11 protein-coding genes and 1 pseudogene are annotated in these 12,329 nt (G+C 70.1%); 9 read left to right on the top strand and 3 right to left on the bottom strand.

The window, feature by feature from the left end; translation table 11 throughout:
* Entirely contained in the window at positions 1 to 1,644 is a 1,644-nt protein-coding gene (locus QZV84_RS08020) for a molybdopterin-dependent oxidoreductase (RefSeq protein ID WP_292827973.1), read from the bottom strand.
* A gap of 175 nt (positions 1,645 to 1,819) precedes the next feature.
* Here QZV84_RS08020 and QZV84_RS08015 point away from each other — a divergent pair, with 175 nt between their 5' ends.
* From QZV84_RS08015 to cydC, 5 genes are all read left to right on the top strand, one after another.
* Positions 1,820 to 2,440 carry a helix-turn-helix domain-containing protein gene (locus QZV84_RS08015; protein ID WP_292827970.1) on the top strand — a complete coding sequence of 207 codons (621 nt, stop codon included), beginning with the start codon at positions 1,820 to 1,822 and terminating at the stop codon, positions 2,438 to 2,440.
* An 86-nt stretch (positions 2,441 to 2,526) separates the two neighbouring features.
* Positions 2,527 to 3,972 carry a cytochrome ubiquinol oxidase subunit I gene (locus QZV84_RS08010; protein WP_292827968.1) on the top strand — a complete coding sequence of 482 codons (1,446 nt, stop codon included), beginning with the start codon at positions 2,527 to 2,529 and terminating at the stop codon, positions 3,970 to 3,972.
* Positions 3,973 to 3,990: 18 nt separating this feature from the next.
* Entirely contained in the window at positions 3,991 to 5,025 is a 1,035-nt protein-coding gene (gene cydB / locus QZV84_RS08005) for a cytochrome d ubiquinol oxidase subunit II (RefSeq protein WP_292827965.1), read from the top strand.
* 45 nt (positions 5,026 to 5,070) lie between these two features.
* The gene (gene cydD / locus QZV84_RS08000) at positions 5,071 to 6,801 is read left to right on the top strand and encodes a thiol reductant ABC exporter subunit CydD (protein ID WP_292827962.1); all 1,731 of its coding nucleotides are present in this window, start codon (positions 5,071 to 5,073) and stop codon (positions 6,799 to 6,801) included.
* Positions 6,802 to 6,890: 89 nt separating this feature from the next.
* The gene (cydC, locus tag QZV84_RS07995) at positions 6,891 to 8,522 is read left to right on the top strand and encodes a thiol reductant ABC exporter subunit CydC (RefSeq protein ID WP_292828102.1); all 1,632 of its coding nucleotides are present in this window, start codon (positions 6,891 to 6,893) and stop codon (positions 8,520 to 8,522) included.
* Between the two features lie 79 nt (positions 8,523 to 8,601).
* On the opposite strand, the pseudogene QZV84_RS07990 reads toward cydC, so the two are convergent.
* A pseudogene (locus QZV84_RS07990) lies at positions 8,602 to 8,862 on the bottom strand (formate dehydrogenase accessory sulfurtransferase FdhD); the annotation flags it as partial.
* Positions 8,863 to 8,910: 48 nt separating this feature from the next.
* Here QZV84_RS07990 and glp point away from each other — a divergent pair.
* The 3 genes from glp to QZV84_RS07975 are packed head-to-tail and all read left to right on the top strand — an operon-like array spanning position 8,911 to position 10,966.
* On the top strand, positions 8,911 to 10,110 hold the full coding sequence (gene glp, locus QZV84_RS07985; RefSeq protein WP_292827959.1) for a gephyrin-like molybdotransferase Glp: 1,200 nt from the start codon (positions 8,911 to 8,913) through the stop codon (positions 10,108 to 10,110).
* Positions 10,107 to 10,703: an NTP transferase domain-containing protein gene (locus QZV84_RS07980; RefSeq protein WP_292827956.1), complete on the top strand. Its 597-nt coding sequence runs from the start codon at positions 10,107 to 10,109 to the stop codon at positions 10,701 to 10,703. The genes glp and QZV84_RS07980 overlap by 4 nt, the downstream gene beginning before the upstream one ends.
* Positions 10,700 to 10,966, top strand: coding sequence for a DUF6457 domain-containing protein (locus tag QZV84_RS07975; protein ID WP_292827953.1), 267 nt, complete (start codon positions 10,700 to 10,702; stop codon positions 10,964 to 10,966). The genes QZV84_RS07980 and QZV84_RS07975 overlap by 4 nt, the downstream gene beginning before the upstream one ends.
* A gap of 206 nt (positions 10,967 to 11,172) precedes the next feature.
* On the opposite strand, the gene QZV84_RS07970 is transcribed toward QZV84_RS07975, so the two are convergent.
* The gene (locus QZV84_RS07970; protein WP_292827950.1) at positions 11,173 to 11,841 is read right to left on the bottom strand and encodes a phosphatase PAP2 family protein; all 669 of its coding nucleotides are present in this window, start codon (positions 11,839 to 11,841) and stop codon (positions 11,173 to 11,175) included.
* A gap of 71 nt (positions 11,842 to 11,912) precedes the next feature.
* Between QZV84_RS07970 and QZV84_RS11460 the strand changes: the two genes are divergently transcribed.
* Positions 11,913 to 12,326 (top strand): DUF305 domain-containing protein, encoded by a 414-nt coding sequence (locus QZV84_RS11460; RefSeq protein ID WP_363331892.1) that lies wholly within the window; start codon positions 11,913 to 11,915, stop codon positions 12,324 to 12,326.
* The last annotated feature ends 3 nt before the right edge of the window (positions 12,327 to 12,329 follow it).

Genomic DNA, 12,329 nt, shown 5'->3' with positions numbered 1-12,329 from the left:
CTACGTCACCCGGATCAGGGTGCGCTGCCATCCGGTCGACCCATCAGGGGCGATGGGCGCGCGCTCTTCGATCTGCACGTCGCCGTTCTTGTTCACGGCGCGGACCGCGACGTAGTGGGTGCCGACCGTGGCGTCCCAGTCGACGAACCACTGCACCCAGGTGTCTTCATTGATCGGGCTCGACAGTGTGGCCGCCTGCCAGTCTCCGTCATCGATGCTGACCTCGACGCGGTCGATGCCGACCGTCTGGGCCCAGGCCACTCCCGCGACCGGGGTGCGCCCCGCCGGAATCGCCTCGCCGGTGCGCGGGGTGTCGAGCCGCGACGAGAACTTGACCGGCGCCTTCGCGCTGTAGCCGCGCGGCGTCCAGTACGCCTCATCGGCGTCGAACGTCGTGACCTTCAGCTCGCTCAGCCACTTCGTGGCGGAGACGTAGCCGTACAGCCCGGGCACGACCATGCGCACCGGGAACCCGTGCTCGAGCGGAAGGGTCTCCCCGTTCATTCCGACCGCGAGTATCGCGTCGAGGCCGTCGTCAGTGAGCGACTCGAGCGGAGTGCTCGCCGTGAAGCCGTCGATGCTCCGCGAGAGCACCATGTCGGCGCCGGACTTCGGCCCGGCGAGCTTCAGCACCTCGCGGATCGGAACGCCCAGCCAGACGGCGTTGCCGAGCAGGTCGCCGCCCACCTCGTTCGAGACGCACGTCAGCGTGATCGCATACTCGTTCACGCCCATGCCGACCAGATCGTCGAAGGTGAGCTCGACGCGCTGGTCGACCATGCCGTCGATCACGAGCCGCCAAGTGCCGGGGTCGACCGAGGGCACGGTGAGTGCGGTGTCGACCCGGTAGAAGTCGGCGTTCGGCGTGAACAGGGGCGAGATCCCGGGGATGTCGAGCTCGGCACCGGCCGGAATTGTCACAACCGTGCGCGGCGCGGGAAGGTTGAGCGCCTTGCGCACCGCCGAGATCGATCCCGCGGTCGCATTGATGACGGCGCGGGCGCCGACCCCGATGATGAGCGCCGAGGCGCCCGCGATGGCAGTGACGCGGAAGAACATTCGGCGGTCGACGGTCGCGGGTGCCGCTGTGCCTTTCGGGTGCACCGTCGGCCGCTCCACGGGCTGCGCCGTGGCGGCCACCGGCTCCGTGTCCGCCGACACCTGCGGCGCGGAATGGATCGAGGCGCTCGACCAGCGACGCAGCCGCGTCGCCAGGAACCAGAGGATGAGGCATCCGGCGATCGTCCCGGCGATCGGGGGGATCGCGGCGAATGGGCTCGCCCCCGCGCGCGTCACGATCGCCGCCACCGACACACCCCCGGCGATCACGAGGGCGACGACGCCGAGCGGCCGACGGAGGTACTGCAGCAGACCGGCGACCGCGGAGGCGACCAGCACCGCGAGCGCGAGGCCCACGAGCAGTGCGACCTTGTCGTACTCGCCGAACGTCGCGATCGCGAACTCCTTGAACGGCTGCGGCACGATGTCGATCACGAACGAGCCGACCGCGAGGATCGGACTGCCGTCGGGGGCGACCAGCAGAGCGACCAGCTCCGCGGCCGCGAGGAAGACCCCGGCACTGACGACACCGGAGACGGCTGCCCAGAACCAGAACTTCCGTCGACCGGTCCTCTCATTCGCCATTGCCAGACCTCCGCATCTGCGGGGCTTCCCCCTCTGCCTGTTGTTCGCGGCGGGCCGGCGATCGGATTGTCCGCTCCCCTCATGCGGCGCGCCTACGGCAGCGCCGCAAGGTCCGCCGGCTCGAACGGGACCTTCGACCCATGCCCTCGGGTGAGGGCCGTGAATAATCGGATCCATGTCGACACCTCGCACCGGTTGCAGCGCGATTTCGAGCTACAGCCGTGTCGAGATCCTCGCGCTCGTGCAAGCCCGGCCCGAGTGGCCGATCGCCGAGTTGACCGAAGCGACCGGCCTGCACGCCAACACGGTGCGCGAACACCTGCAGCGGCTCATCGAGGCTGGACACGTCATCCGGAGCACCGAACACCGCGCCACGCGCGGGCGGCCGAGAACGCTCTATTCGGCCGCGACCGGAAGCCGAGAGGCATCGAGTCCGATCGCCCGCCGGAAAGTGCACGACGCCGCTGTGCGCGGCGATGTGATGCGCCGCGTGATGCCGTGGACGGGCTCCAGCGTCGAGAGCATCGGCCGGCCGGCGACGCATCAGCTCGACGCGATCGTCGAGCATCTGGCGGACTCGGGCTTCGATCCGGTCGTCGACGAGGCCGATCTGACGATCAGCCTGTCCCCCTGCCCGCACGCCGCCAGCCAGGCAGGTCATCGGCAGACGCTCTGCGCGGTCCATCTCGGACTCATGCGGGCAGTGCTGACGGAGGCAGGCGGGCCGCTGCGGGCCTCCTGCATCCGATCCTCCCCGCACCCGACCGACTGCGTGGTCGAACTCGCCATCACCTGAGGCGCGCCAATTTGCACGGCCCACAACCTATCGGCGACGGCATCGGCTGTGTACCGTGACGATCAGAAACCCGGAAAGGTGAACCAATGGATCTCCTTGACCCGTTGCTGTTGGCGAGATGGCAGTTCGGCCTGACGACGCTCTACCACTTCCTTTTCGTCCCGCTCACACTCGGCATGGCGCTGACCGTCGCGATCTTCCAGACCGCCTGGTTCCGCACCGGCAAGCTGAAGTGGCTTCACCTCACGCGGTTCTTCGGCAAGATCTTCCTGATCAACTTCGCGATGGGTGTGGTCACCGGCATCGTCCAGGAGTTCCAGTTCGGCATGAACTGGTCGTCGTACTCCCGTTTCGTCGGCGACGTCTTCGGCGCTCCACTCGCCTTCGAGGGTCTGATGGCCTTCTTCTTCGAAGCGACGTTCATCGGTCTGTGGATCTTCGGCTGGGACAAGCTGCCCAAGGGACTGCACCTGGCCAGCATCTGGATCGCCACGATCGGCGCGTGGTTCTCGGCCTACTTCATCCTCGCGGCCAACGCCTTCATGCAGAATCCGGTCGGCTACCAGATGGCCGCGGACGGCCACCGCGCCGAGATGACCGACTTCGTCGCGGTGCTGACGAATCCCGTGGCTCTCGCCGCGCTGCCCCACACGCTCTTCGCCGCGTTCATGATGACGGCGGGCGTGATCATCTCGGTCTCGGCCTGGCACCTGGTGCGCAAGCAGAACCTCGAGATGATGCGCTCGTCGCTGCGCTACGGTCTGTGGGGCATGATCGTCGCGTTCATCGGCGTCGTGCTCACGGGCGACCAGCTCGGGCTGGTGATGGTCTCGACGCAGCCGATGAAGATGGCCGCCGCAGAGGCGCTGTTCACGACGGCGTGCGGAGCGGATGCGTCATTCTCGATCTTCACGCTCGGCACGCCGGACGGCACGACCGAACTGTTCTCGATCCGCATCCCGTACCTGCTGTCGTTCCTGTCCACCCACACCCTCGATGGCTGCGTCGAGGGCATCAATGACCTGAATGCCCTGTACACGACCGAGATGTTCCCCCAGTTCGCCGACCAGGTCGACGGCAATTTCGCTCCGGTCCTGTGGATCACGTACTGGTCGTTCCGCTGGATGATCGGCCTGGGCGGCGTCGCGGCGCTGACCGCCGTGGTCGGCCTGTGGCTCACGCGCAAGAAGGCCAAGCGAGAGGTGCCGGTCTGGGCCTGGCGCATCGCGATCTGGGCATGGCCGGCATCCCTGCTCGCCCTCCTGCTCGGCTGGGTCTTCACCGAGATGGGCCGGCAGCCCTGGATCGTGTTCGGGCTCATGCTCACCGAAGACGGCGTCTCGCCGAGCGTCCCGGGATGGACGGTGCTGATCTCGCTCGTCGCGTTCACTGCGATCTATGCGATCCTCGCGGTCGTCGAGGTCGGTCTGATCATGAAGACCGCGCACACCGGCCCCGAGCCGCTGCCCGAACCGGGGAGCGAGGGCGCTGAACCACCCGCGCTCGAAGACACCCCGACGACGGTCTACTAGGAACCCGAGGACGACATCATGGATCTCGCATACGTCTGGTTCTTCATCGTCGGCGTGCTGTTCGTCGGCTACTTCGTACTCGACGGCTTCGACTTCGGAGTCGGCATGTCGCTGCCGTTCCTCGGCAAGGACGAGATCAGCCGCCGTCAGATCATCAACACGATCGGCCCGGTGTGGGATCTCAACGAGACCTGGGTCATCGTCGCTGGGGCGTGCCTGTTCGCGGCCTTCCCGGAGTGGTACGCGACCCTGTTCAGCGGGTTCTACCTCGCTTTGCTGCTGATCCTGCTGGCGCTCATCCTGCGCGGCGTCTCATTCGAGTACCGCCATCAGCGCGACTCGCTGCGCTGGAAGAAGGGCTTCGACACGATGATCGTCATCGGGTCCGCCGTGCCCGCGCTGCTGTGGGGAGTCGCCGTCGCCAACTTCGTTCTGGGTGTCCCGCTGGATGCCGACCATGAGTTCACCGGCTCACTGCTGACGCTGCTGAACCCCTACGGCCTGCTCGGCGGCCTGACGACGCTCCTGCTGTTCTTCACCCACGGCGTCTATTTCGTCGCACTCAAGACGGACGGACAGGTGCACGACGACGCCCGCCGTCTCGCCCGGCGCTCGGGACTGCTCACCGTGGTCGTGGCGGCCGCGTTCCTGATCTGGACGATCTTCATCGCGGCCGGTCATGGTGCGCCGCTGATGGCGCTCGTGATCGCCTGCGCCGCACTGGCTGCCGTGACCCTGATCATGTCGCTCGTGTTCAACATGCGCGACCGCGAGGGCTGGGCCTTCGGGTTCGGCGCCGCGACCGTCGTGTTCGCGGTGCTCACGCTGTGGCTCGCGCTGTTCCCCTACGTCATGCCCTCAACCACCGACATCGCGAACAGCCTGACGATCGAGAACGCCTCGAGCACGGACTACACCCTCATGATCATGACGTGGGCGGCGGTCATCTTCCTGCCGCTCGTGCTGGCCTACCAGGCATGGACGTACTGGGTCTTCCGCAAGCGCGTGACCCGCTCGCGCATCGAGAAGGCATCCGCCGTCGCGGCTCACTGAGCACATCGAGCCCGCCGGAGGGCGGGATAGGCTCGAACCGTTGTGATGACAGAGACGGTCCCCGCGCCCCCGCCACTGGGCGCTGACGCGTCGGGTGGAGCCTCGGGGCGGGTGGGCCCGGCCGCAGCTGAGCCTGCGCGCACCCGCCCGCTGGACCCGCGTCTGCTGCGGTATGCCGGCGCGTCCCGCACCTTCTTCGCGCTGATCGGAGTCATCGGGGTCGCCCAGACCGCGGTGATCGTGGCGATCGCCTGGCTGCTGACGCGCGCGATCACCGGGGTGATCGACGGGATGCCGCTGCCCGTGCTGACCGCGACGCTCGCGTGGCTGCTGGTGGCCTTCGCCGCACGCGCGGCGCTGCTGTGGCTGCGCGAATGGGCGAGCGCCCGCGCGGCCGCCCATGTGGAGGCGCAGCTGCGCTCGGGTCTCGTCGACGCGGTCGGCAGGCTCGGCCCCGGCTGGCTCTCCACCCGCAACTCCGCCCAGCTCGCCGTCACCGCGGGGCGCGGGCTCGACGCGCTCGACGCATATTTCGGGCGGTACCTCCCCCAGCTCGTGCTGACGGTGATCGCGACACCGGTGATCGTGCTCGTGATGTGGTCGCAGGACTGGATCAGCGGCTTGACCGTGCTGCTCACGCTCCCGCTGATCCCGATCTTCATGGTGCTGATCGGTCTGGCCACCCGCACCGTGCAGAAGCGCCAGTGGCAGACCTTGAAGCGCCTCGCCGCACGCTTCTGGGACACCGTCCATGGGCTCAGCACGCTGAAGGTGTTCGGCCGGCAGGGCCGGGCTGCGGCATCCATCGAGCGCGTCACCGACGACTACCGCCGCGAGACGATGCGGGTGCTGCGGGTCTCGTTCATGTCGGGTTTCGCCCTCGAGTTCCTGGCGAGCATCTCGGTCGCGATCATCGCCGTCTCGATCGGCTTCCGGCTGCTGGACGGCTCGCTCTCGCTCGCCGTCGGCCTGTTCGTGCTGCTGCTGGCGCCCGAGGCGTACCTTCCGCTGCGACAGGTGGGAGTGCAGTTCCACGCGGCCGCCGAGGGTGTGGCCGCCACGGACGACGTGTTCGCGGTGCTGGATGCAGGTCGCGCTGCGCCCCCGTCGACCACGATGGATGCCGCATCCCCGGCGGTGGCGGGCGATCTCGTGCTGCACGACGTGGCCGTGCGCTACGGCGACCTCACGCTCGCGCCGGTCTCGCTCCGCGCGCGCCCCGGCACCGTGACCGTGATCGAGGGACCGAGCGGCGCCGGGAAGTCGAGCGTGTTCGCCGTGCTCCGCGACGCCGCATCGTGGACGGGGACCGCGACGTTCGCCGGGATGGATCTCGCGCGACTCTCGCCCGCCCGATGGCTGGCGTGGTCGGGTCAGCAGCCCGGGCTGATCGCCGGCACGGTGGCCGCGAACGTCGCTCTCGGCGCCGCCGACCCCGACGCCACGCTGGTCTCGGCGGCGCTCGCGCTCGCGACTGCCGACGACCTCGACCCCGCCCTCGTGCTCGGGGTGCAGGGCGCTGGCCTGTCCGGCGGGCAGGCGCAGCGGGTCTCGGTCGCTCGCGCGATCTACCGGCACCTGACCGGGAGGGCGAATGTGATCGCGCTCGATGAGCCGAGCTCGGCCCTGGACTCGGTCACCGAGGCAGCCCTGTGGAAGAGTCTGCGTGGCCTCGCCGACCGGGGCGCCACCGTGCTGCTCGTCTCGCACCGCACGACTGCTCGGTCGATCGCCGACGAGGTCGTGCACCTCGAGGCCCGCGAGGTGCACGCATGACCTCCGCCGCCGCGACCCCCGCGACCACCGCCACGCCGACCACCGCCACGCCGACCACCGCCACCACCGCCGAAGTGCTCCGCGGTGCGATGCCGCCGCTGCGACGCTTCTGGCCCGGGGCCGCCGCGGGACTCCTGTCCGAGGCCTCCGCGGTCGCCCTGCTCGCCGTGAGCGCGTGGCTCATCGTCCGGGCCAGCGAGCAGCCGCTCGTCCTCTATCTCTCCGTGGCGGTCGTCGGCGTGCGCCTGTTCGCGCTCACCCGCGCGACGTTCCGCTACCTGGAGCGGCTGGCCGGCCACGACGCCGCACTGCGTCAGCTCGCCCAGACGCGCTCCGCACTCGTGCGGCGCCTCATCCCCCTGTCCCCCGACGGGCTGGGCGGCACGCGGCGCGGTTCGATCCTCGGCGCTCTGGTGGACGATGTCGACGAGCTGCAGAACCTCCCGCTGCGCGTGGTGCAGCCCCTGGTCGCCTCGGCGCTCGTGGCGGCGGCATCCGTCGTGTTCATGGCGTTCGTCTCATGGCCGGCAGCCCTCACGCTGCTCGCATGTCTCATCGCCGCCGGCATCGCCTCGGTTCTGTGGGGCTGGGTCGCGGGCGCGCGTGCCGAGCGCGAGCTGGCGCCGCTGCGGGCGCAACTGGCGGATGCGGTGCTCGACCACCTCGGAAGCCTCGACGTGCTGATCGCCTTCGGGGCGGAGGATGCCGCGCGGCAGCGCATCCGCGAGACGGACGCCGCCCTGCGCCGGGCGGTGGTGCGACGAGCGCTCGGCCAGGCGGGCACCGCCGCGGTCGTCTCCCTGCTGGCCGGGGTCGCCTCGGTCGCAGCGCTCGCGGTGACCGCGCCCCAGTACGCCGACGGCGGCCTCCCCGCCCCGCTGCTGGCCGTGGCGGTGCTCGTGCCGATGGCGGTGTTCGAGGTGTTCGGCTCGGTGCCGCTCGCAGCCTCCGCGTGGCGGCAGGTGCGTGCGAGCGCGACCCGCATCTCCGAGGCGCTGCCGGCTCAGCTGCCGAGCGGCCTCGTCGACGAGACCGCCCTGCCCACCGGGGTGGGGCCGGCGGTCGGCGAGGGTCTGCGGCTGCGCGGCGTGTCGGCGCGCTGGCCGGGCGCCGACGGCACCTCGCTGCACGACATCGACTTCGACGTCAGCCCCGGCGAGCGCGTGCTGGTGGTCGGATCGAGCGGTGCCGGCAAGACGACCCTCGCGCACGCGCTCGTGCGCTTTCTGGAGGTCGACGGCTCGTTCACGATCGGCGGCACCTCGGTGCACGATCTCGCCGGCGACGACGTGCGCCTGACGATCGGGCTCTGCGAGCAGCGGCCGATGCTCTTCGACGAAGACATCCGCCAGAACCTGCTGTTCGCGAACGACGCGGCCACGGATGCGGAGCTGATGGCCGTGCTCGAGCGCGTGGGCCTCGGCGACTGGGTCCGCTCCCGCGGGGGGCTGGATGCCCGCGTCGGCGAGCGCGGCGCACTCGTCTCGGGAGGACAGGCGCAGCGCATCGCGCTCGCCCGGGCACTGCTGCGCGGCTTCCCGGTGCTCGTGCTCGACGAGCCCACCGCGGGTGTCGACCCGGCGGCATCCGACGCCCTGCTCATCGACCTGCTCTCAGCGGTCGGTGAGGATCAGGCGGTGGTGCTCATCTCGCACGTCGACGTGCCCGCGGGCCTCGTGGATCGGATCGTGCGCCTCGTGCACGGCCGCGTCGTCGGCTGAAGAGCACGTTGCACGTGTTGCCTTCGGCGGGCTGGCCGAACGAGATGCCGGTGATCGGGGCGCCCGTTCCCGGTCCGCCGCAGTGGATCGCCGAGCGGAACTGATCGCCGCGGGGGATCACGCCCTCAGAGACGAGGAACCCGGCGGCGAGTTCGACGTCGTTGCCAGGGGTGCGCATCGTGACGGCGAGCGCCGTGCCTCCGACACGGATCTCGAGCGGCTCTTCGACCGCGAGCGTATCGGAGCGACGCACTGGTTCGGCGCGCCGTCGGGTTTGGCGTCGAAGACGAGCACCTCGGCACCTCGAGCACCTCGGCCCCGGCAGATAACCTGAAGGCATGGCCCTCCCCGCACGACCCGACGCTGTCGTCGGCGCGGGCGGAGAGCGATGATCACCGCCGAAGATCACCGGCAGGCGATCCTCACCGCCGTGCAGCACCTCGATCGGCTCACCGTGCCGCTGGCGAACGCGCTCGGGAGCACGCTCCGCACAGCCGTGCATGCCGCCGTCGATCTGCCCCTGTTCGACAACTCCGCGATGGACGGGTTTGCGGTGCGCTTCGCCGATGTCGCGACTGCGAGCGCGGCATCCCCGGTCGTGCTTCGCGTCGTGGCCGATCTGCCTGCCGGCACCGCGCTCGATCCCGCCCTCAACCCGGGCGAGGCCGCCCGCATCATGACCGGTGCGCCGCTGCCGACGAGCGCCGACACGGTCGTGCCGTTCGAAGCGACCGCGGGCGGGCTCGCCGACTCGCTCGCATCAGTCATCGTCACCGAGGCACCGCTTCAGATCGGCGACCACATCCGGCGGCGCGGCGAGGATTGCACCGCGGGGACCGAGCTCGTACCGGCCGGCGTCGAGCTCGGCCCCCTGCAGCTGTCCGCGATCGCCGCCGCCAATGTCGCTCGCGTCACCGTCAGCCGCCGTCCGCGCGTCGCGGTCATCGCGACGGGTACCGAGCTGCTGCCACCCGGGTCGAGCCTGAATCGCGGGCAGATTCCCGAATCCAACTCGGTGCTGCTGGCTTCGCTCACCCGCCGCGCGGGAGCGGGCGTCGTGCTGCAAAGGACCGTCCGCGACGTCGACGGCGAACTCCGCCAGGCGATCGCCGACGCGACCGCGCACGGAGCAGATGCCGTCATCACATCGGGCGGAGTGAGCGCGGGGGCGTTCGAGGTCGTCAAGACCGCGGTGTCGGAGATGAGCTTCGTGCAGGTCGCGATGCAGCCCGGCCGGCCGCAGGGCTTCGCCGCGGGGCCACCCCTCATGTTCGGCCTGCCCGGCAACCCGGTGAGCGCGGCAGTGTCCTTCGAGGTGTTCGTGCGCCCGGCGCTTCTCGCGATGCAAGGACGCACGCAGATCCACCGGCCGATGCTGCGCCTTTCCGCGACGGTCGCGTGGCGGTCGCCGCGCGGACGCGTGCAGTATGTGCCGATCGCGCTTGTCAGAGGCGGCGTGGCCCCCGCGACAGAACGCGGATCGCATCGCGCCGGCGGCCTCGCCCGCGCCGAGGGCTATGCGGTCATCCCCGCCGACGTCGAGGCCGTCGCCCCGGGCGAGCTGGTCGACGTCTTGCTCGTCTCATGAAGACCACGGCCGCGATCCTGCTCGCCGGCGGCCGCGGCTCGCGCATGGGCGGCGTGCACAAGCCGCTCCTCGAAGTCGGGGGCACGACACTGCTGGACGCCGCAGTGGTCGCCGCGCGCGCCGCCGGCGGCGACCCGATCGTCGTCGTCGGCCCCGCCGACGACGCGCATGCCGACCTCATCTGGGTGCGCGAGAACCCGCCGTTCGGCGGCCCCGCCGCGGCGATCCTGGCGGCACTCCCCCTGATCACCGGCACCCGCACGCTCGTGCTCGCGTGCGACCTGCCGCGCGTCGCCGACGCCGTCCGGGCGCTTCTGGACGCCCCCTTCACCGCCGACGGGCTCTGCCTCGCCGATGCTTCGCTGCGGCCGCAATGGCTGACCGGGCTCTATCGCACCGACGCGCTCCGCGCGGCGGCGGCGACGATGCCGGATGCCGGTCGCGACGCCTCGGTGCGCAGCCTGCTCGGCGCCCTTGCGATCACCGTGGTGGCGGCATCCGATGATCTCGCGATCGATATCGACACGTGGGACGATCTGAGCAGGGCGCGAAGCGCCGGGAATGAGACGGAAGGACGAAGGAGGAGCCCATGAGCGAGCGACTGCCCCCCGAGGCACTGGACGCGTGGGCCGAGGCGCTGCGCGAGCTGTTCGGACTCGATGCCGACGACATCCCCATTCCCCTGATCCTCGATATGGCGCGCGACGTCGCGGTCGGGGTCGCCCGACCCGCCGCGCCGCTGAGCGCGTTCGTCGCAGGCTTGGCGGCAGGCCGCTCCGGGGGCTCCCCGGAGCAGGTGCACCGGGCGGTGTCCGAGATCACCTCGATCGCGAACGGCTGGCGCGAGCAGGACTGATCAGTCCGCGCGGCGTTCGAGCCGGATGATGATCGACTTCGGGGCGGGTGTGCCGCTGATGTCGGCAGTCGAGTCGAGCGGCACCAGCATGTTCGTCTCGGGGTAGTACGCAGCGGCGCTCGGCCGGGCAGGCGCCTGACCGTGATGCGGCGCGGCGCGTCAGCGCCTGCCGGTGCCGAATATCCCCGGATGACCCCGCACTCGGCCTACTGAGGCGCTGCGGTCACCTCACGGGCGGATGCGGCCGCGGGGCGTTCGCGCCAGAGCAGGGGTGCGTACAACCCCGCGACGATCAGGACCACACCGACGCCGATCATCGCTCCGGCGAGCGTGTCACTGAGCCAGTGGGCGTGCAGCACCGTGCGGCTGAGCGCCATCAGGAAGACGTACACCGCGCCGACGAGAACCACGATCAGCCGGGGAAACAGGATGAACGCGGCGGTCGCGAGCGTTGCGGCATTGGCCACATGTCCGGAAGGAAAGGAACCGAAGTCTGAGATCACGATGATCTCCTCAGGCCGGACACGACCGAACAGGTGCTTGAGTATCTGCACCAGGCCCGCAGACGCGATCTCAGCCGTGATGAAGAAGGCCGCCGACCACGGCCGTTTCAGGATGACCAGCGCAAGCGCACCGGCGATCGGTACGGCGAAGAAGCCGAACCAGCCCGCACCGAGGAAGTTCATCACCTGAGAGAACGCCACCAGGAGCGGGGCGGCGTTGGCCACGAAAAGCGCATTCCACCACATGTCGAGGCTGAACGGCTCGGTCCGGAAGAATATGAGTGCTCCGAGCGCGCAGGCCGCGAGCAGCAGAAACCCACCCACGGCGAACAGCACGGTACGCGACGGGCCCACCGCGATCGGTCTCGGCATCGCCGTCATCGTCCCATTGTGCCCCTCCCAGCTGATGACGCGATCGCGCGCCCCGAGCCGAGATCACACCCATGACCCCGACGCCCCCGCGCCCGATCGACAAGAAGCCCCGCGGCAATCCCGCCACCCAGGCGCAGATCGCCCCAACCGCCAAGCTGCGCGGCGCGATGGGAATGGCATCGGATGCCGAGCTGGTCGCACTCGACGCGGCGTCCGGCCGGCAGGCGGACTGCCTCTTTCTGCGGCGCACGATCCGGCATCACGAAAGCGCGATCCCGAAGGCGCGATCAAGCAGGCACGATCCCGAAGGCGCAGGCGATCCTCGACGTCGGATCAGAGCCGCGCGTTCTCCAGGTGGCCGAGACGATCCGCGCCGGTCAGACCGCCGAGATCGACGCGATGCAGGGAATGCGGCAGCGGCTCACCTGCATGGTCTGACAAGTTCGCCTGCGCCTCGCGTCCGCATCGCTACAGTGAACGGGTGACCG

The organism is Microbacterium sp., from assembly GCF_011620715.1.
Taxonomy (GTDB): Bacteria; Actinomycetota; Actinomycetes; order Actinomycetales; family Microbacteriaceae; genus Microbacterium.
The sequence above is the reverse complement of the archived record's forward strand: the minus strand, read 5'-3'. Positions and strand labels throughout refer to the sequence as shown.